This window comes from Gilvimarinus xylanilyticus, assembly GCF_024195295.1.
Taxonomy (GTDB): Bacteria; Pseudomonadota; Gammaproteobacteria; order Pseudomonadales; family Cellvibrionaceae; genus Gilvimarinus; species Gilvimarinus xylanilyticus.
On the sequence record NZ_JAMFTH010000001.1, the window covers coordinates 1729428 to 1750021 of the forward strand.

Consider the following 20594-nt stretch of genomic DNA (forward strand, 5'->3'; position numbering starts at 1 on the left):
TCCAGCCCTGTGCTTAGGCTTTCGCTCACCGCAATCACCTGCGGGGCAACCTGATCTATCACATCGATATCGCTAACTGATAAGGTGCCAGTGGCGGTAAGCTCGGTATTGCTCTCGGTAAGCGATGCACTGTCGCTATCGCCATTAGTTGTATCCAGCGAAATCACCGGAGCATCATTGGTGCCTATGATGTCTACGCTTATAATGTGGCGAGTTCCGTCAACAGTAGTAACCCAGAAGTGCTCCTGCCTGACTTCATCTCTTGCCAGGTATTGCACATCGGCATTGAGAACCTCGTAGGTCCAGGCGCCGCTCGCATTGATATCAAGATTACCCAAGACCTCGCCTTCGGGCTCTGGGGCAATTGTGTCGTCAATGGCGGTTTCATTTTCATCCAGATCAAAGCCTGTTAACTGGCCATCGTAAGTCAAAACCGGATCAGCGGTATCTTCGATAACCGTGCCTTCATCCCCACCGGTAATCACTGCGCCATCGTTGGTACCATTAATTGTAATAGTCACCACATGCTCACCAGTGGCTCCCTGTGAGTCTGTGACCACCACGGTGTAATCCAGAATTAATTGGTGCCCTTCTTCCAAGTAGTCGAAGGTTTCAATACCGCTGTCAAACGACCAGTTGATGGTGCCTTCGGTCTCACCACCTGCGATAACTTCACCAGCGTCCACCGAGAACATCGCCAAAATAGCCGCCACACTAAAAGTGCCCGACTGGCCGGTAATACTGACACCATTAACACTCGCCTCGTCGGCGTCGGTGACATCGACATCAGAGGCAGAGAGAGTGCCACTGGCTAAAAGAGGATCGTTAGTTTCGGTCAGCTCAGCCGAATCTGAATCTCCCTGTTCTACGGTTATAATCGGCGCATCGTTGACCCCGGTAATCGTTACCGTGACTTGTGCCCTTGTTCCATCAACAGTTGCAACTGAGAAAATCTCGACACGCTGCTCGTCAACGGCCAGATACTGGGTTTCAGCATTGGCAATGGTGTACTGCCACTGACCATTTTCATCCAAGCTCAAGCTACCCAGGTTATCACTCACGCTTTCGATAGAATTAGGGTCAAAAGCCGCTTCCCCAGCATCTGGATCTACCACGTCAAGCTTGCCACTATCAGTTAACTCTGGATCACTGTCATCCTCGGTAACATCACCAAGGTCGTCGCCAGTGATAACTGCAGGGTCTGATTCAGGAGTAACGGTAATATACACATGTGCAATGGCAGTTCCGCCATTGCCATCGTCTACTTCTACGGTAAACTCATCTTCTCCCACGTAATCCGGGCCAGGCTGGTAAGTAAACTGACCAGTGTCCGAATTAAATTCTACCTCACCAAACTCCGCAGGCTCGGTAATTGAGAAACTGAGAGTATCGCCGTCAATATCACTAGCGGTGATCCTCCCAGGAACCGGTGTATCCTCGGGTGTGGTCAGATATAAATCCTGGGTCACCGGCGGGTCGTTAACGGGGGTAACGTCAATATAAACCACAGCCTCGGCCGTGCCGCCATTACCGTCATCTACCAACACGGTAAACTGATCTTGCCCAACATAATCCGGACCCGGTTGATAATCAAAGCTGCCGGTGGTGTTATCAAAACTAACACTGCCATGATCCGGGGCATCGATCACAGTGTAGGTGAGCGTATCGCCGTCAAGATCACCGGCGGTAATACCACCGGGAATAGGCGTATCCTCAGGCGTAGTGAGATATAAATCCTGAGCAACCGGGGGATCGTTTACCGGGGTGACATCGATATAGGTCGTCTGGGTAACTGTCTGGCGACCATCACTGACACTGACCTGAAACTGATCCGGGCCGTGATAGTCTTCATCCGGCGTATAGACAAAAGCGCCAGTAGCCGGGTCGAGACTTACGGAACCGTGTTCAGGCTGAGTCAGTAACTCATAGGTCAAGGGCTCGCGATCGGGATCAAAGCCCGGGATATCACTATCGATGGAAGTATCTTCCGGGATAGTGAAATATAAATCTTCTGTCTCTGGGGGACGGTTGGGAATGATAGGATCTGGATCGGGGTCAGGATCGGGGTCTGGATCTGGATCTGGATCAGGGTCTGGATCGGGATCCGGGTCCGGCGTCTCATTAAAGTAATGACTTGCCTGCTGGGTGAGGTAACTGGAATCCAGCATTTGTATCGACACTGACGGGCGGAAACCGTCAAGATCTTCACCCACCCGCTTTAGAACAACAAGGTAATGTGCGCCATCAGAGGAAACTTGTTCATCGTTCTCGGGAGAATTATCCGAGGTACTGCGGGCAATTAAGGGGACACCGGCCAAATCCAAAATACGCGGAGCGTCATCAGAATCCTCGTTCGAATCTGCCCAGACCAGATGAACATTACCTGGGCCTCCGAACTCCCGGCCAATGCCGTCGCCAAAGTCAACATTTAAGATCGCATTGCGATCGAGAACAATCCGCCCCGGCTCTGTTAAAAGTTGTTCGGATTGCAATACGATGACACGCCCGTCTCCCGTGCGAAACCAAGCCTTACCATCAAGCTGCTTAATTTCCGCCTGAATTCCTTCCGCTGGCATACCTACCTCACCTTGGTTACCGTTTTTTCCGTAACCAATATCTTAATAGGTTTTACTGCTGAGCGCGAATAAGAGGACGCAAATAAACGGTTAACTGAACCCGATCTCTTACCTGGAGCTTTTCAAAGCACGCCCCCAGGTGCGCTTTAACGGTGCGTTCGGTAATATCTAATTGACGCGCCACTTCTTTATTACTGAATCCCTGAGCCACTAGCTCGGCGACGACGCGTTCACGATTGCTTAAATTACTAACATCCGGCAAGGGCGCTGGCACGGGTTTGGCGGGAGCTACCAGCTGCTGCATGAGTTCGCGTCCCAGCCATAAACCATCGTACTCGACCGCCGTTTTTACCTTAAACAGCAACTCTGGCGCGGCCATCGCATGGACATAACCGCGCGCGCCCAAGGAAATCAACTGGCGCGCTTCGCTGGCGGATTCGTTTAAGGTTAAAGCGACTACCTTCGCACCCAGATTACTGGTTAGGGTCAAGTGCTCGCGCCATGGACCATCTAACACCAACCAAACGAGAGTATCGGTGTTGACAGCAATGCTGCCGGGCTCGGCATTGGTATAAACCTTGGCATCGGTGAAGCCCGCCGTCCAACGCGCCGAGTGAATGGCAGATGTAGTGATAAATAGCGAATGCATTATCGTTCTGTTAGCGCGTTCTGCTTAGCTCGTAAAATAGGTTTGAGTAGGTACGAAAGAATGGTTTTCTTACCCGTTAAAATATCTACTTGCGCCGTCATACCGGGAATAATGGGCAGCGCTTGGTCAAAGCCGGCCTCTTTGGTCCTCACTCGCACAAGATAGTAAGTCTGATCATCTTCATCGGTAATGGTATCGGCGCTGATGTGCTCCAGTTCGCCGTCAAGACCGCCGTAAACGGTAAAATCGTAAGCGGTAAATTTCACCATTGCCTCTTGCCCAGGACGCAAAAACGCAATGTCTTTAGGGGGAATTTTCGCTTCAATTAATAACTGATCGTCCAAGGGCGTCATTTCTAACACTTCACTGCCAGGCTGTACCACGCCACCTTCAGTATTAATAAACAAACGCTGAACCGTACCGCGCACTGGCGCGCGAATATCGGCATACTTTAGCTTATCCGCCAAGCCGGTACTGGTCTCTGACAAGGTGGAAAGCTTAGCCAAAACTTCCGATAGCTCCACCCGCCATTCATTTTTAGCGGCCAGAGTAACCTGCTGAATTTTATTTTCCGCCTCGCTGATAGCTGCTAAGATTCGCTCGCGCTGGGCACGGGCTTGGTTAATTTCGCCCTGGGTATTAGCGACATCACGCTCCAGGCGAATAATTTCCACCTCGGAAATAGCTCCGCTGCCCAACAAGGGCCGAGTCACTTCAAGCTCGCGAGATGAAAGCTCGTAATCGCGCTCAAACTGAACCAAGCGCGCCTCAATTTCTCTCAACTCTTGCTGGCGTTGCGCCAATTGCGCTTGCGCCTGAGACAGCTGTTGCTGCAACTCCTCCAGATTGGATTGAAATAGCGTCTGCTCGTTCTCCACCAGTGCGGGCTCAGCCTCCAACACCTCTTGCGGTATTTTTAGGGGCTCGCCGCTGACCAAAGCGTTCAAACGCGCGGACTTTGCCCGCAAAGATAAATATTGCGCCTGATTTTCGCGCAGCGACGATAAAAATCGCGTGGAGTCGATACGCATAAGCACGGCGCCTTCCTCTACCACCTGCCCCTCTTCGACCAAAATCTCCTGCACCACGCCGCCGTCAAACGATTGCACAATTTGAGTTTGCCTGGAGGGAATGACTTTACCCTGGCCGCGCGCAACCTCATCAATTTCGGCAAAGGCCGCCCAGACAATAAGCGCAACAATGACCAGCAACATGCCATACAGTAAACCGCGAGCGCGCACCGGCGCCTGCTGAACCTGCGCCCAATCGGCATCCTCGATCCAATCGTTCGAGTGATCGCCGGTGGGAGACATCCACTTGGCCCATACCCGATCCACCAATCGACTAAAGGGCTGCCCCAATCGCCTAATCGAGCGACCGATAAAGTTAAAACGCTTTTGTTCGGAAGTGGCGCTCATCAGCTCGCTCTCCCGATTCGGCCCTGCTTGAGCGCTTCTACCACTTTTTCTTTGGGGCCATCAGCGACAATTTTTCCCGCATCCAAAACAATTATGCGATCCACTAAAGTCAGTAATGATGTGCGGTGTGTAATGACCAACATAGTTCGTCCCTGACTGTATTCGGCCAGGCGTTTTTTCAAGGACTCTTCGCTGGTATGGTCCATGGCCCCTGAGGGCTCATCCAGCAATAAAATTGACGGATCGTTAACCAGTGCGCGTGCTACCGCAACACTTTGACGCTGCCCGCCGGACAGTAACGAACCGCGCTCTCCCACCGGCATAGCCAAACCCTGTGGGTGGTTATTGATAAACTCCCCCAGACCACTGATATTGATCGCCTCCATCAGTCGCTCGTCACTGGCATTAGGGTCACCCATGGTAATATTGTCGCGCAGTGTTCCCAAAAACAAATGGGTATCTTGCGGGACATAACCGATGTTGTGTCGCAACTGGGCCGGATCGATTTGCCCCTGCTCGATATTGTCGATCAACACACTGCCAGAGGTAGGCGAGTAAAGCCCGGCAATGATTTTTTCAATCGTGGTTTTCCCTGAACCATTGCGCCCCAAAATGGCAACACGCTCACCCGGTTGCAAAACAAATGACACATCGCGCAATACGTCGCGCTCATCGTTAGGGTAACGAAAAGACACTTTATTGAACTCAACCCGCCCCTCAATGCTGGGCAGGCTAATCCACTGGGCCTCAGGAGGGCGCTCAATGGGCTTGTTCATCACCATATCGACACTCTCAAGGGCCGTGGCGGCCTGATGGTACTGCATCATCAGCGCAGCGCTCTGCCCCACCGGCGCCATAATCCGTGAAGACAACATATACGCGGCAATCAAACCACCCTGAGTCAGCTCGCCCTCGGTAATGAGATAAACGCCGACGATAATAATAGAGACCGCGACCAGCTGTTGCGCCCAGAGCGCACCGGATGTGACCGACCCCGAGAGAATGCGCATTTTCGTTGTAGTGCGAGACAGATAGACCGTGGCTCGCTCCCACAAATGCTGCATTTTGCCCTCGGCACTTAAAGACTTTAACGATTCCAGGCCATCCAAACTTTCCACCAGTACCGCGTTGCGATAGGCGCTGGCCTCCATACTGGACAAAGAAAGCTCGTGCATTTTTGCCTGTACGCTAGCGGCATACAATAGACAGAAGAGAACACCAATGGCAATGGGAACGACAAGCCACCAGGACGTAAGCAGACCAATGACGAGGGAAAATACGATAACAAAGGGTAAATCGACAAAGGCGATAATTGTGCTTGAGCCGATAAAAGCTCGCACCGACTCAAAGGCCTGCAGACCTGCTGCAAACGACCCCACCGAGGTCGGCTTTTCGGTCATTCGCATGCCCAATACCCGCGACATAATATTCGCCGACAAGGTGATATCAATCCGGCTGGCCGCTAAATCCACAAACCAGGCGCGCACCATTTTCATGGCGAAATCTGCACAGAGTACCAATCCCACGCCAGCGGCCAAGACCCACAGGGTTTCAATAGCAAAGTTGGGCACTACCCGATCGTAAACATTCATCACGAACAAAGGCATTGCCAAAGCAAACAGGTTAATCATAAAAGCGGCGAACAATACATCGCGGTACAACTTGCGATGCTCTTTAATCACCGCCCAAAACCAGTGGCCCTGAGGCGTTTTATGAATATCGGCGTTGCGCGATGAGAACTTGACCTTGGGGCGGCAATAGATAACTCGCCCGGTGTAGTCAGCCTCAAGCGACTCGATAGATTCTTCCACCGGTGATTGGGTCAGTTCTGGGTACACCACCTGAGCCGTACCTGACTCGGCATCCAGCGACAACAATAAGCAGGCCGTATTATTTTCCAACAGTAAAATGGCGGGCAGCAATGCCGTATTGAGCCTATCGAGCGGACGCCCCAGCAACTGACAACTCAAACCCGCCCTGGAGGCTGCGCGGGGTAGCAGAGAAGGCGTTAACTGCTCGTGCTGGAGCGGTAATCCCGCCAACAGTGTGGTAGCGGAAGCATTAATACCATGGGCTTTGGCCAGTGCCACTAAGCAAGCCAAAAGCGGTCCGCCCCGGCCTGAGGCACCCAGGCTTTCGCCTGAAACATCACTCATAAACGCGTAAATTCCTTAACGCGCCGCGGAGCATAAGCCGCGGCGCCAATCACAAAAGCTTTACTGACCGATAAACCTTACTTCGATTTCCATCAAATCGGTAGCCGGCTGTATACGACGATCTCCCGGTAAAGGTTGCTTTACTTTTGCGACTTCAATGCCATTGAGCAGCAGATAATCTTTAACCGCCGCCGCGCGGGCATTCGCCAAAGATTGATTAACCGCCGATGACGATGGGGACAAACTATAAGACACCCAAGCATCAGATACCGAGCCGCCCACTTGGAAGTCGGCTAAAAATTCGTCCAACCGCATTTTGCCCGAATCTGACAAAACACTGCTACCAGACGCAAACAGATCGGCCATCTCCATACTCACCACTTCGGTGGTCAGATTGGCATTGTATCCCTCGCTTGGCGAGATAGCCGGGCAAGCAGCAGAAGGTTCCACCGAGATACTGGCCAAGTCTTCGTCCAACTCGCTATTAAGCGGCATGGCTTCGTCGACAATGTCTAAGCTCTGGAGCAACTCGCCCGTTGACTCTAACACCTCGGCGTAAGCAATGTTTAAATCATGCTCACCGTTAACCAACGCGCGACTGGATTGAAAGTACTCATTCTCCGCGTCCAGCAAGTCCAACAAGGTACGCTGGCCAATCTGAAACTGCTCGTTATAGGCGGCTCGCACTCGGTTACTGGCATCGCGATGTTCGCGCAGTGATACCAGCTGCTCATTCAACTGCACCGTGTCGTTATAGGCAATTTGGGCCGTCTGACGCAGGTTGATACAGGCCTGATCACGCTGATCTTTCGCCGATGAGACTTCGGCAAGCGAGCGCTTTACCGCCGCGCGATCACTGCCGCCGCGAAACAGGTTGTAGGTAAGAGCCAGCTCTACCGCCGCTTCATCACCGAAATCGTCCGGGTCATAGCGATCATCGAATACCCCCAGGTTTTGCTCAGTGCCATAACGAGCGCGCAATTCAAGCTTGGGATAGTAGTTCGAACGCTCAACTGTAACCGCTGACTGGGCCGCCGAGATATTTTTAATCGCCGCATGGAAACCAGGATTACCCTGATAAGCGCTGTAGAGCACCTCTTTAATCGACGGCGGCAAAGGCTCATCGGTCAGACTGACAGGCACCAGGTATTCTGGAGGCAGTTCGCCCACTAAACGCAGATATTTGGCCGTTACATCATGCAAATTAGCCGCCTCGGTAATTAAGTTGGATTCGGCTAACGCAACCCGCGCCTGCACCTGGTCCAAGTCGGCGCGACGCCCTACGCCCTGATCGACGCGGTCTTGAATTTGGGTTTGAACATCCAGATGTTCTTGGTAGTTGGAGCGAGCCAAGTCAAGCAATTTGCGATAGCGCACCAGATGCTCGGCAATGGTAAAAGACTCAAGCGCTGTCTCGTTAACAGTATTTAGGAACTCCAGGTATCTCACCTGGCGAGTGTCGTCCAGCTCTGAGACCTGTCCCATGGTGCGAAAACCATTAAACAACAACTGTGTCACAGAAATTTCGGCGCGATTGGTCGTATAATCGTCTCGGTCGTCATAGTCGCGCTCCATTTTGCCAGTGCCAGCTGACAAATCGACCGACGGGAAATACCCCCCCCGAGCAGTGCCAACGTTGTGATCAGCCGCTTGGAAGGAGTGCAACGCTTCCCGAACTACCGGGTTAGTATCCAGCGCCTTGATAACCGCATCGCGGCTGCTGTAAGGGTTTTCATAGGCGTATGCCAATACCCCATCATAGTCATTAGTTGAAGCCTCTTGAGCCGAAGCCTGTAAAACTGTAACACTGGCCACAGCGGTACAGAGACAGACAGCAAACGTCCCTTTAAGTCGCGATATAGAAAAGAGCATGTTGAATTTCCCTCGTTAACGATCTCTTTTGATAATAGTATTGCATTATAAATGTAGCACTCTGGATTTCATTTGCGCTCAGACACCTGCAGTTTGACCGCGACTGCCCTACCTGAACTTTTGATTCAGTGGGTAAACAGATCGTCCGAATCTGCTTATTGATCCCTCTTAAAACGGGCGAACCCGTGAGGAAACCCGACTTTTAAGGGCTCCCACGAACCTCAATTCACGGCGGCGCATCCACACACCACCCACTAACCCGACAATCGTGGTGCCAGATTAATCGTTAGAAGGATTGGGTCGGAAAACAGCGCCGCCTTATAAGCTTAAAATCATAATATACGAATTGATATTACCAAACTACTACATAAGTGCAAATTACGTGCAATTACACGCCACAGAAACCCTAATAGGAAATAATAATGCCCCATCAGAGATGGGGCAGAAAGGAAGGCTTAATTTAGCTCATAACGGTCAATAATATCCCGCACTAAGCCGCTGCGGACAATGTCATCCCGCTCGAAGCGGTGTACAAACACCGATTGGAGGTCACTGAGCTTTTCAATCGCGTCCGATAAGCCGTTGGGGCCGCGGATATCGCTTTGCTCAACATCGCCGTTAATTACTACCTTGCAGTCCTCGCCGATGCGCGTCAAAAACATCTTCATTTGCGCGATGGAGGTATTCTGCGCCTCATCCAACACCACGAAAGTGCGATTATTAAAGGTTTTACCCCGCATAAACGCCAGCGGCGCTGCCACAATACGGCCGTGACGCAAACAGTAATCGACTGTGCCCGCGCCCAGGCGCTCGTTAAGAATATCCCGAAACGCGTCAATATAGACCGAGAACTTCTCATCCAGGGCACCCGGCAAGAAGCCTAACTGCTCACCTGCCTCGACGGCCGGACGGGTAAGGATAATACGTTCGATACGCCCCGACTCTAAGGCCTCGGCGGCCAGCGCTCCAGCGCAATAGCTTTTACCGGTACCGGCAGGACCAATACCAAAGGTTAGGTTGTGAGATTTGATTGCGTCGATGTATTGCTGCTGGGCGGAGGTTTGTGGTCGGAGAGGTTGGTTGGCACGCTGGGGGGCGTAGGCAGTTTCGAGTTGGCGGGAGGGGGATTTCATTTCGACGATGTTGCCGTCTTCCCGTCGCTGTTTGCGGCCCGATTTTCCCCGAGCCTTGTTGGCCTTGAAGCCGTTGTCATCCAGATCGTAGTGGTTGTTGCGTCGTGCGTGAGATCTTTTCGCCATGGAATTTGTCCCTTTCGGTGCAAAGTTAACAGTGGCGCATCGCGTGTGATGTAAAACTGTCTGTGCCCCGCGACGAGCCTTGCCAGATTACGCGAAGAAAAATCACTCCTTTGGTTGGATGCATGGATTATCCGGACATTAAAAACACAATATATGCCCTCGAAATCCATACTAAGCCCCATTTATTGTGTTGGTCAACGGTTTTTTAGCAAAACAACAACAGCGCGAAAAAAGGCACCAACAAATGTCATAAAGTTTTATTGTTAGTGTCATACGCCCTAAATAAACGCACCGAGCAAGCCCCTAATTGAGGCGTTTTGAGGGGTCCTGGCGATAAAAGCTGACATAGTTGCGATAGACGTCGGGATATTCGGCCCGCAGACGCACTGGCAACTCAAAAAACACCTCCGAGGTCACAGCGACAAATTCGGCGGCATTGGTGGCGGCGTAGCGGTCAATCGCACTGGTCTCGCCCCGCGAGAGCTTAGCGGTTAAATCATCAAAAGCCTGGCTAAAGCTTGCGGTCCAGTCTCGGCCCGACATCTCCGGCGGTAGAGGAAAGAAGCCATCGGCGGCGCCATTTAACATATCCAGCTTATGTACGAATTCGTGAATCACCAGGTTGTGGCCATCGATAACGCCCGCATCTGCGGTATCGTCCCAGGCCAACACCACCCCGCCGTGACTCCAGGCCTCGCCCAGCAAGTCGTGCTCGACCTCATGGGCAATACCATATTGATCGACCTGGGTACGCTTGGCGCGAAAGGCGGCCGGATACACCAGAACCGACGACCAACCCCGATACCAATCAATACCCAAGTGCAAAATAGGTAAACACGCCTGCAGGGCGATCAACAGCGCCATGTTGCCAGTCAGCACCTGCCCCTTAATGCCGATAAAATCTTTCTCGTGCATAAACACAATCGCCAACTCGCGCAGTTTATGCAATTCCGCATCGCTCAAGCCTTTTAACACCGGCAACTGAGATAGCACTTGCTGCCAATCGCGGGGGTCAATCGGGTTCTGGCGGATGATCCGCTTGCGCTTCCAGCGCTTGTACCATTGCAGCACGGGCTACTCCTTATTTATTTGACGGTGCAGGTTTGCGCCGCTTGCCGAGGTTTTTCTGGTCGCGCGCGCGTTTTTTTAGCTTAGGCTTATCGGCTTTTTTAGCGCTTTTTTTCTTTTTGGCTGCCTTAGCGCCCTGGCCACCGGCGGCCTTACCGCTGGATTTTACTTTTTTGGGGCCTTTGTAGTGAGCCTCGAATCCAGGCACAGTCATCAACTTGGCCGGCGCACCCAGGTGTTGCTCAATACTCGCCATTAAGTCCCAGGTATGAGCCGATACCAGCGATACGACCGTGCCCTCGCGCCCCGCGCGCGCGGTGCGTCCGGCGCGATGAATAAAACTGGGGACATTAAAGGGCAACTCGGCATTCACCACCAGTTCCACAGCGGGGATATCCAATCCACGCGCGGCCAGATCAGTACTGAGCAGCACCTTAGCTCTGCCCTGATTAAACGCCTGCAGTGTGAGCTTGCGCCGACGGGCATCAATATCGCCATGCAACAAAGCCACGTCAAAGCCAGCTGACTGCAAGACGCCGGCGAGGGTTTGGGCTCGCTCCTTTTTGTTGACGAAGACAATCGCCTGCCGGTATTCCACTTGTTGCAATAACGCCGGGAGTAGACGGGCAACATGGTCCGGATCATCCACCAGCACCTTGCGCTGCTCGCGCTGATCCGACTGAGACTCAATGGTGACAGTCTCTAACGTCTCAGGGTTGGTAATAACCTGGATAAAATCCAACACTTGCCGACCGCGAACCGTAGCCGAATAAATTAAGGTTTGCCGCTCGGGATTACAGGCCAAGGCAATTTGGGTCAGCGCCTCGGAAAAGCCCATGTCCAAGGTACGATCGGCCTCGTCGACCACCAGAAACTCCAGCCCCGATAAGTCCACCTCGCCCTTGGCCACATACTCGGCCAGACGACCGGGGGTCGCCACCAGAAAGTCCGCCGCCTGCATGTACTGACTCTGGGTCTGCTTGTGATCGCCACCCGTAACCGCCACCACATTCACCTGATCTTGCTCGCAGAGTTTGCGCGCCTCGCCCACAATCTGACGCGCCAACTCTCGCGTCGGGGTTAGCACCAAAGCCCGTACCTGTTTCTTCGCCTTGCGAGCCTGTAAAAGCTCCAACACAGGCAGCACAAACGCCAGAGTCTTGCCCGACCCCGTGGGGGCGCTCACCAAAACATCAGCCCCGTCCAAAACCGGCTCAATCGCTGCCTGTTGCACGGGAGTAGGCTCGATAATTCGTCTGGAGGACAGAGCCGCTAACAGAGGCGCGTACTCAATACCGGCAAATGAGGTTAACTCGGACATTTTTAAGACCACATAAAAAAGCGCCACACTCAGGGTGTGGCGCGGGATTGTGACAACATTAAACCGTTGCTTAAGGCTTTACGTCAAAGACGAGACAATCGAAATCATTACCCCCGCCGCCACGGCCGAGCCAATCACACCGGCCACATTGGGGCCCATAGCGTGCATCAGCAGGTAGTTTTGCGGGTTGGCTTCCAGACCGACTTTGTTGGAAACCCGGGCCGCCATTGGCACCGCCGATACCCCAGCCGAGCCAATCAGCGGATTGATCTTTTGTTTGACGAACATATTCATAAACTTGGCGGTCAATACCCCCATGGCGGTACCGATTGCAAAGGCGACAATCCCCAAAATCAGAATGCCCAAGGTTTTGGGGTCCAGGAATTTGTCGGCCGCCAACTTGGAACCCACCGACAGGCCCAAGAAAATCGTGGTGATATTGATCAGTGCATTCTGCGCCGTATCGCTCAAGCGCTCTACCACACCACATTCGCGCATCAGGTTACCGAAGCAGAACATGCCCAGCAGGGGCGCGGCACTGGGTAGAATCAACGCCACCAGAATCAGCAGAATCAGCGGGAATACGATTTTTTCCCGGCGCGATACTACGCGCAGTTGCTCCATGCGAATCACGCGCTCTTCCTGGGTGGTCAAAAGACGCATGATCGGCGGCTGAATCATAGGCACCAGCGCCATGTATGAATAGGCCGCAACGGCAATCGCACCCAGCAGCTCCGGCGAGAGAATGCTGGCCACGTAGATGGCGGTTGGACCATCGGCGCCGCCGATAATCCCGATGGCGGCGGCATCGGCGATGGAAAAATCAATCACCCCGGTCACCGACAGGCCCACAGCGCCCATCACTGTGGCAAAAATACCAAACTGCGCGGCGGCCCCCAAAAACAGAGTTTTGGGGTTGGCGAGCAAGGGGCCAAAGTCGGTCATGGCACCCACACCCATAAAGATCACCAGCGGAGCAACACCACTGCCAATGGCCACGCTGTAAAAGTTGTACAGCATGCCGTTGGCGTACCCCAAATCGGTGGCCAGGCGGTAAGCGTCGGCCTGAACCGCAGCGGGAGCCTGGTTATAGGCGGCGGTTAGCGCTTTGATACCGGCATCGGCCTGTTCGCCCAGCAATTGCGCCAACGGGCCCACCACCTCGGGGTAACCGGAGTAAAAGGCGTTTTCCACTGCAGACATTGCCAGGCCGCCGCCGGGTATATTGGCCAAAATACAGCCAAAACCGATGGGTACCAGCAATAGGGGCTCAAAACCTTTGCGAATCGCAAGGAACAACAGGCCCAACCCGATAAGCATCATAAAGGCCTGGCCCATATCCATATGATACAGGCCCGAGTCGTGCCAAAGACGTAAGAAATTCTGCATAGTCTTCTCTCAAATCCTCAGGCCGTTAGCTGATGCTCAGAAGGTTATCGCCGGCGGCCACTGCGTCGCCCGCCTGTACGTTAATGGAAGCCACGGTGCCGGCGCGGGGCGCACTGACTTCGGATTCCATTTTCATAGCTTCCAGGGTCAGCAGGGTATCGCCCTCGGCAACCAGGTCGCCGGGCTGCACCGCCAAACGCACAATAGTGCCGCCCAGGGGCGCGGGAACCGGTTCACCAGAACCACCGCCCGCGGGCGCTGCGGCAGGCGAAGCACCCGAACCACCGACCGGAGCCAGACCGGTAATGTCGCCGCCATTGTTGACAGTCACCGTGTATTTTTTACCTTCCACCTCTACGGTGTAGATCTCATCGCCACCGTCGGTGGTGGGCACAGAGCCTTCTTTGCCGGTCGGCGCCGGCTCAAAAGCATCCGGGTTGCCGCGATTTTGCAGAAACTTCAGGCCAACCTGGGGAAAGAGTGCGTAAGTAAGAACATCATCCACCTGGCCCTCGCCCTCGGTCAGGCTGATGCCCTTGTCTTTGGCCTCGGCCAGCAGCTCGTCGGTCAGCTTGCTAAACTCCGGCTCAATCAAATCGGCCGGGCGACAGGTAATCGGGTCTTTATCGCCCAATACCCGCTGCTGCAACTCTTTATTCACCTCCGCCGGGGCCGAGCCATACTCGCCCTTTAACACGCCTTCGGTCTCGCGGGTAATGGTTTTATAGCGCTCACCGGTTAATACGTTCATAACCGCTTGCGAGCCCACAATTTGCGAGGTGGGGGTTACCAAAGGGATATACCCCAAATCTTCACGCACGCGGGGTATCTCGGCCAGCACATCGTCCAGTTTGTCGGTGGCATTTTGCTCGCGCAGCTGATTTTCCATATTGGTCAGCATGCCGCCCGGCACCTGGGCTACCAGAATGCGTGAATCTACGCCTTTCAACGCACCCTCAAACTGGGCGTACTTTTTCCGCACTTCGCGGAAGTAGCCGGCGATATCTTCCAGCAGGTGAATGTCCAAGCCGGTATCGCGATCGGTACCTTCCAAGCTCGCCACCAGGGTCTCGGTGGGACTGTGGCCGTAGGTCATGGACATAGAGGAGATAGCGGTGTCGACATTGTCGATACCCGCTTCCACGCACTTGAGGTTAGTGGCGTGAGCCAGGCCGGTGGTGGCATGGCTTTGCATATGAATGGGGATAGAACAGCTTTCTTTTAAGCGCTTAACCAGCTCGTAACCCACATAGGGCTTGAGCAAGCCGGCCATGTCTTTAATGGCAATGGAGTCGGCGCCCATGTCTTCGATGCGCTTACCCTGTTCGACCCAGCCTTCCAATGTATGTACCGGGCTCAGGGTGTAGGCGATGGTCCCTTGAGCGTGTTTGCCCTGGTTTTTAACCGCCTTTAGCGCCGCTTCGATATTGCGCATATCGTTCATGGCATCGAATACGCGGAACACATCGACACCGTTGGTAGCAGCGCGCTCGACAAATTTTTCCACCACATCGTCGGCATAGTGACGATAGCCCAGCAGGTTTTGCCCACGCAGCAGCATTTGCATTTGCGTTTTGGGCATGGCCTTTTTCAGCTCGCGAATGCGGTGCCAGGGGTCTTCCCCCAAATAGCGGATACAACTGTCAAAGGTGGCGCCGCCCCATGTTTCGAGGGACCAAAAGCCTACGGAATCCAGCTTTTCGGCAATTGGCAGCATGTCATCCAGACGCATGCGGGTGGCAAATAATGACTGGTGCGCATCGCGCAGAACCACGTCGGTAATACCCAGTGGTTTTTTAGCCTCGCTCATGGCGTTTCTACCCCAAATTAATCTGTCTTAAACTTGTACATAGAGCGCAGTGCGCTATCACTTATGCGATTGTCGGTGTTGGCGAAGGGCCTGTTCAATCACCTTTTGAATACGCGGCTCCACCTGAGCGCCGCTGCTCGGACGCTCTTTCTTCTTCGGCTCGATAACAACCGGATCGGGAAAGTAGCGAAGCATCAGGCGGGACATAATGCCTGTAGCAATGACCAGTACGGTAAGGAACACGAGAACGGTTCCCATGCCATAAATCATCAGGTCCATGCCCTGCTGCAACAGTGTTTCTTGCATAGCGACTACCTTCTGCAAAGTTAAGCAGCCGGGCACCAGCGCCCAACTGCCCGCGAAAAACGGCCGTGCATTTTCTCTTATCTTTCATAAACTTACAAGACAAGCGCATAAGCACACTTTGCCACGGGGGAGCTTTAGGGGTAATTTTAGCGAAATTATCCGACTTTCACCCCAAATAAGCGCCACTTTACTGCAATATTTGGCACACCTAGCATCGAGCACATTCTCGTGTAAAATGCCGCCCCATTAACCAAGCTCGGCAAACAACTCCCCTATGCGCATTCATTTAGCCCCGATGGAAGGGGTCGTCGATTATTTAGTTCGCGATATGCTCACTCAGGTGGGCGGCATTGACCAGTGCGTAACCGAGTTTGTCCGGGTGGTGGACCAGCCCTTGCCGCGCCGGGTATTTCGCCGCATCTGTCCCGAACTGGAAAACGGCTGCCGGACGCCCGCGCGAACCCCCGTCAAATTGCAACTGCTGGGCGGCCAGCCGGATCCTGTGGCCGAGAATGCCAGGCGGGCCGTGCGAGCGGGGGCTCTATCAATCGACCTCAACTTTGGCTGCCCAGCCAAAACCGTTAACAAAAGCGATGGTGGAGCCTGCCTACTGCAAACCCCCAGCCGGGTGTTCGCTATTGTCGAGGCAGTGCGCCAGGCTGTGCCCGACGACATTCCCGTCAGTGCCAAAATTCGCCTGGGCTTCGCCGATCGCTCCAGCTATCTGGAAAATGCCATGGCCTGCCAGGAGGGCGGCGCCGACGAGCTAGTAGTGCACGCGCGCTCCAAGGTGGACGGCTACAAACCTCCCGCCTACTGGGACTATATAGGACGCATCAAACAGCGCCTGAGCATCCCGGTTATTGCCAACGGGGAAATCTGGTCGGTGGCCGACTACCTGAACTGCCGCACACAGTCAGGCTGCGATGACGTTATGCTGGGGCGCGGTCTGCTGGCCTGCCCTGACCTACCCCTGCAGATTAAAGCCCATTTGCGCGGTGAGAGCTATCGCGCCATGAGCTGGCTTGAGGCCTGCGAACTTCTGCACGATTACTATCGCACCAGCTTCCCCATTTATCCGCTCAAGCACGCAGGCAACCGTATTAAGCAGTGGCTGATGTACCTGCAATTCCACTACCCGCAAGCAAAAGCATTTTTTGAAGCCATTAAGCGCGAACGCGACCCGGATGCGCTAGAGCAAGCTTTTGTACGCCAACTTAGCGGTGATTGCGCTGCTCCAGACGCGGCTCTGACACTGCCGTAAACTGCCCATCGCGCCACTCAATCGCCTGGGTCGAGCCGTAGGGGCCCAGGGTTTTCATTTCATGCCCCAACTCAGCCAATCCCTTGCGCAACGATTCTGCCGCACTCTTTTCCAGGTACAAAGCATTAGGGCGCCATTGGTGATGAATTCTGGGGGTCGCCAAGGCCTCGTACAGGGGCAACCCCAAATCGATATGGTTAATAATACCCTGCACAACCTGGGTGATGATGGTGGGCCCACCGGCCGCCCCCAACGTCATAACCGGCTTGCCCTCACGCAGCACTAAAGTGGGACTCATACTCGACAGGGGGCGCTTACCCGGCGCAATGGCATTGGCCTCGCTGCCGACCAACCCGTAAATATTGGGCACGCCGGGCCGGGCAACAAAGTCATCCATCTGATTATTCATCACCACACCCGTACCGGGAATAACCACCTTAGAGCCAAAATCGGTATTGACCGTGGTGGTAATAGCCACCCAATTGCCCTCGCTGTCGGCGGTGGCGATATGAGTGGTGTGCTTATCAAATAAATCCACCTCGGCATTGGCCGGGGTGCCATGCCCGGTATCCGCGAGAGTCTTTTTAAGACTGATTAGCTTGGCCCGCTCGCGCGCATAGCGCTCGCTGATCAAACCTTTGGGAACATCCACAAAAGCCGGGTCCCCCAACCAGTAGGCACGGTCGGCAAAAGCGAGTTTCATCGCCTCGGCGATCAGGTGATAGCGACTGACGTTATCCAGCTTACGCAAATCAAAGGGCTTGAGGGTATTGAGAATCTCGGCCACGTGCACCCCGCCCGAACTGGGGGGACCGAAGCCGACAATTTCATAACCGCGATAATCGCTGCGCACTGGCTCGCGGCGGTGCATCTGATAGGCGGCAAAATCCTTGGCGTCGATCATACCGCCATTGTCATTCATCCACTTCTCAACCGCCCGAGCAAAGTCTCCGCGATAAAAGTAGTCCGCTCCCTGCTTGGCAAGCTGGCGGTAGGTTTGCGCCAAATCTTTTTGTATCAGTTTATGGCCTGCAGGCCAGGGCTCACCTTGAGGGCTAAGCAATACCTTAGCTGAACCCGAAAAACCGGCCAGTACCTCTCGGTGGCGCGCCAAGCGCTCGGCATAAATCGCATCAATGGCAAACCCCTGCTCCGCCAGATCAATCGCAGGCTGATATACTTTTGCACGCTCTAACGCGCCGCCTTTTTTGAGCATATAATCGTAGACGGCTACCGATCCCGGTACGCCAGAGGCCAAAGCTCCGGTGCGACTGAGCGACTTCACCACTTCGCCATCACGCACATACATCGCCCGCGACGCCTTTGCGGGCGCCATTTCACGGCCATCTAGCGCCTCTACCGAGCCATCGGCCCAGCGAACTATGGCGAAGCAACCACCTCCGATTCCCGAGTTATGGCCATCCACAACCCCCAGTGCCAGGGCCGCTGCCACAGCGGCATCCACCGCATTACCCCCCTTTTCCAGAACCTGCATGGCGGCCTCGGTGGCCCGGGGCTGCACAGTAGCCACGGCCACTTTACCGTCAGCACTGACCCGGGCATAACCCTCCATTGCCCCGTAAGCATTCAGCCCCAATGCCAGCCACAGCGCTATTAAGGTCGATCCAAAAACCTTCATGTTTTCTCCCACCTTGCCCCCAAAAGTCCAGAGTAACAAATGGCCAATACCAAAAAGCCCCCGCCGACAGCGAGGGCTTTTAACGCCAAACACGAGACAGGGGCCAGATCATTTAAACCCAAAAATGGTTGCCGCGCACACCCTCTAAGCCCATAAATGCGCTCAGCTTGCCGCGGCGCACCACGCGAAAACTGATAACCGAGAATAACAAGTACTGCTTAACCTTGCCCATAAATACCTCTACCACTTAGCTTTTTCACAAACAAAAAAAGCCCACCGGTTTAGGGTGAGCTTTTTATTATTGTTTGCTTTGGTAGTCGCTATTATAACGCACTTTTGTACGCTTAGTGATCGACCCTCCCAATTTGTCAGGCAAGAATATTTATCGATCAAACACTACTTATAAATATCAATTGATTTACGCAGATAGCGTCTGCCCCCAGCACACCAACAACCGATCTAACGATTAAAATTTTTCTGATATTTATAGCGTACTCGGGAGAATTGCATGGCGCGACCTCTAGCTCCCCTACAGGCATAAAAAAAGCCCAACCTTACGGTTGAGCTTTTCTTTATATGGCGCACTCGGGAGGATTCGAACCTCCGACCGCTCGGTTCGTAGCCGAGTACTCTATCCAGCTGAGCTACGAGTGCGTCGTTAGGAGGCGCGTATAGTAGGGTTTTAACCCCAGGCCGTCAAGCACTTCTGTAAAAAAATGCCACTTTTTTTAATCTCTTTTGCCCGGGAGATCAACAGGCAAACAACTTGTTGAGCAGTCGCACAAGACGAACAATTTATACGCAACTTACCCGGCTGACATAATCCGTCGAGGGTGTTTAACCTTCGGCGGTTCTTTATGTAGGGTGGTGAGGGAGGGATTAACTGGCGCACATCCATGTGCGCCACCCTTCGGGCGCCTCCGGCGGTGCCATTTGCTCCCGGCAAATGGTCGAACCCTCTTTCGGGCTCGAACGCCTCCCGCACAACCTTTTGCGCAATAAAAAACCGCCGGAGGTAATTCTACCTACGGCGGTTTCTATATATGGCGGTGAGGGAGGGATTCGAACCCTCGAACGGTTGCCCGTTACACACTTTCCAGGCGTGCGCCTTCGACCACTCGGCCACCTCACCATCAGCTTGGGTAACACGACAAACTGACGTTTATCGAAATACCGCTAGCACCTCTTACATCAAGTTTGCCCTGATTTAAGAGGGTCGCAATCCTACACAAACGCTTGTGTAAACGCAACGAGTTTAGGGCCAGTCTTGCAACAATGGTTCAGTCGCGAGGGGCTTGGGCGCGGGAATTTTATTCACTGGCGTTCCCAAATATAAATAGCCCACCAGCTCTTCGCTTTCGGCAAGCCCCAGCGCGCTGCGAACTTCGGGATGGTAGGCCATGTCGCCGGTGCGCCACATGGCCCCTAAGCCCAGAGCGAAGGCGGCGTTAATAATATTCTGGGCCGCCGCGCCTGCGGAGATGATTTGCTCTTGGGCGGGCACCTTGGGATGATCCTGCACACGGGCGATCACCAGCAGCAGGCAGGGTGCGCGCAAGGGCATCTTGCCCAGTTTTTCGCGCTGGGGTTGCCCCAGATCGGGCTTATCCTTCTCACCGGCGCGAATAAATACTTGTCCCAGCCTTTCTCGCCCCTCCCCTTCGATTCGCACAAAGCGCCAGGGGCGAATTAATCCATGATCAGCCGCTCGCACAGCCGCGTTTAACAGTATCTTCAGCTGCTCATCGGTGGGTCCCGGAGCCTGCAGCTTGGCAACCGAGGCACGCTGAGTTAGTGCGGCAATAGCATCCATAATTTTTCCACTTAGGTCATAATCAGGCGACAAGTTTAACAGCTAGAAGAGGCT

General features: G+C 53.9%; 14 protein-coding genes and 2 tRNA genes. 1 reads left to right on the top strand and 15 read right to left on the bottom strand.

The annotated features are described in order from the left end of the window. The 11 genes from M6D89_RS07475 to M6D89_RS07525 form a co-directional block, all read right to left on the bottom strand. Positions 1 to 2576: Ig-like domain-containing protein (locus M6D89_RS07475; RefSeq protein ID WP_253967393.1), on the bottom strand; the 2576-nt coding region annotated here is incomplete at its 3' end. Between the two features lie 52 nt (positions 2577 to 2628). Next, on the bottom strand, positions 2629 to 3225 hold the full coding sequence (locus M6D89_RS07480; RefSeq protein WP_253967394.1) for a response regulator transcription factor: 597 nt from the start codon (positions 3223 to 3225) through the stop codon (positions 2629 to 2631). Continuing rightward, on the bottom strand, positions 3225 to 4643 hold the full coding sequence (locus tag M6D89_RS07485) for an HlyD family type I secretion periplasmic adaptor subunit (protein WP_253967395.1): 1419 nt from the start codon (positions 4641 to 4643) through the stop codon (positions 3225 to 3227). The genes M6D89_RS07480 and M6D89_RS07485 overlap by 1 nt, the downstream gene beginning before the upstream one ends. Beyond that, entirely contained in the window at positions 4643 to 6799 is a 2157-nt protein-coding gene (locus M6D89_RS07490; RefSeq protein ID WP_253967396.1) for a type I secretion system permease/ATPase, read from the bottom strand. The genes M6D89_RS07485 and M6D89_RS07490 overlap by 1 nt, the downstream gene beginning before the upstream one ends. A gap of 60 nt (positions 6800 to 6859) precedes the next feature. Continuing rightward, on the bottom strand, positions 6860 to 8614 hold the full coding sequence (locus M6D89_RS07495; protein ID WP_253967397.1) for a TolC family outer membrane protein: 1755 nt from the start codon (positions 8612 to 8614) through the stop codon (positions 6860 to 6862). Positions 8615 to 9126: 512 nt separating this feature from the next. Continuing rightward, positions 9127 to 9930, bottom strand: a complete 804-nt coding sequence (locus M6D89_RS07500) for a PhoH family protein (protein ID WP_253967398.1) — start codon at positions 9928 to 9930, stop codon at positions 9127 to 9129. A gap of 303 nt (positions 9931 to 10233) precedes the next feature. Further along, positions 10234 to 11001: a M90 family metallopeptidase gene (locus M6D89_RS07505; RefSeq protein WP_253967399.1), complete on the bottom strand. Its 768-nt coding sequence runs from the start codon at positions 10999 to 11001 to the stop codon at positions 10234 to 10236. 10 nt (positions 11002 to 11011) lie between these two features. Beyond that, a complete protein-coding gene (locus M6D89_RS07510) occupies positions 11012 to 12319 on the bottom strand; it encodes a DEAD/DEAH box helicase (RefSeq protein WP_253967400.1) in 1308 nt (435 codons plus the stop codon). Positions 12320 to 12397: 78 nt separating this feature from the next. After that, positions 12398 to 13708: a sodium ion-translocating decarboxylase subunit beta gene (locus M6D89_RS07515; protein WP_253967401.1), complete on the bottom strand. Its 1311-nt coding sequence runs from the start codon at positions 13706 to 13708 to the stop codon at positions 12398 to 12400. A gap of 25 nt (positions 13709 to 13733) precedes the next feature. Beyond that, entirely contained in the window at positions 13734 to 15518 is a 1785-nt protein-coding gene (gene oadA, locus M6D89_RS07520; protein ID WP_253967402.1) for a sodium-extruding oxaloacetate decarboxylase subunit alpha, read from the bottom strand. Between the two features lie 57 nt (positions 15519 to 15575). Beyond that, complete coding sequence (locus M6D89_RS07525) at positions 15576 to 15824, bottom strand: OadG family protein (RefSeq protein ID WP_253967403.1); 249 nt, start codon at positions 15822 to 15824, stop codon at positions 15576 to 15578. A gap of 274 nt (positions 15825 to 16098) precedes the next feature. Between M6D89_RS07525 and M6D89_RS07530 the strand changes: the two genes are divergently transcribed. Beyond that, positions 16099 to 17088 (top strand): tRNA dihydrouridine synthase, encoded by a 990-nt coding sequence (locus tag M6D89_RS07530; RefSeq protein ID WP_253967404.1) that lies wholly within the window; start codon positions 16099 to 16101, stop codon positions 17086 to 17088. On the opposite strand, the gene ggt is transcribed toward M6D89_RS07530, so the two are convergent. From ggt to M6D89_RS07550, 4 genes are all read right to left on the bottom strand, one after another. Next, positions 17042 to 18727 carry a gamma-glutamyltransferase gene (gene ggt / locus M6D89_RS07535; RefSeq protein ID WP_253967405.1) on the bottom strand — a complete coding sequence of 562 codons (1686 nt, stop codon included), beginning with the start codon at positions 18725 to 18727 and terminating at the stop codon, positions 17042 to 17044. The genes M6D89_RS07530 and ggt overlap by 47 nt on opposite strands. 577 nt (positions 18728 to 19304) lie before the next feature. Next, a tRNA-Arg gene (locus tag M6D89_RS07540) sits at positions 19305 to 19381 on the bottom strand. A gap of 390 nt (positions 19382 to 19771) precedes the next feature. Then, a tRNA-Ser gene (locus M6D89_RS07545) sits at positions 19772 to 19859 on the bottom strand. 123 nt (positions 19860 to 19982) lie between these two features. Beyond that, positions 19983 to 20540, bottom strand: coding sequence for a nitroreductase family protein (locus tag M6D89_RS07550; protein ID WP_253967406.1), 558 nt, complete (start codon positions 20538 to 20540; stop codon positions 19983 to 19985). Between the last annotated feature and the right edge of the window lie 54 nt (positions 20541 to 20594).

Coding starts and splice junctions, on each gene's coding strand:
- M6D89_RS07525 (WP_253967403.1), bottom strand. CDS start 15,824: ATGCAAGAAACACTGTTGCAGCAGGGCATGGACCTGATGATTTATGGC.
- oadA (WP_253967402.1), bottom strand. CDS start 15,518: ATGAGCGAGGCTAAAAAACCACTGGGTATTACCGACGTGGTTCTGCGC.
- M6D89_RS07485 (WP_253967395.1), bottom strand. CDS start 4,643: ATGAGCGCCACTTCCGAACAAAAGCGTTTTAACTTTATCGGTCGCTCG.
- M6D89_RS07515 (WP_253967401.1), bottom strand. CDS start 13,708: ATGCAGAATTTCTTACGTCTTTGGCACGACTCGGGCCTGTATCATATG.
- M6D89_RS07530 (WP_253967404.1), top strand. CDS start 16,099: ATGCGCATTCATTTAGCCCCGATGGAAGGGGTCGTCGATTATTTAGTT.
- M6D89_RS07550 (WP_253967406.1), bottom strand. CDS start 20,540: ATGGATGCTATTGCCGCACTAACTCAGCGTGCCTCGGTTGCCAAGCTG.
- ggt (WP_253967405.1), bottom strand. CDS start 18,727: ATGAAGGTTTTTGGATCGACCTTAATAGCGCTGTGGCTGGCATTGGGG.
- M6D89_RS07510 (WP_253967400.1), bottom strand. CDS start 12,319: ATGTCCGAGTTAACCTCATTTGCCGGTATTGAGTACGCGCCTCTGTTA.
- M6D89_RS07480 (WP_253967394.1), bottom strand. CDS start 3,225: ATGCATTCGCTATTTATCACTACATCTGCCATTCACTCGGCGCGTTGG.
- M6D89_RS07490 (WP_253967396.1), bottom strand. CDS start 6,799: ATGAGTGATGTTTCAGGCGAAAGCCTGGGTGCCTCAGGCCGGGGCGGA.
- M6D89_RS07500 (WP_253967398.1), bottom strand. CDS start 9,930: ATGGCGAAAAGATCTCACGCACGACGCAACAACCACTACGATCTGGAT.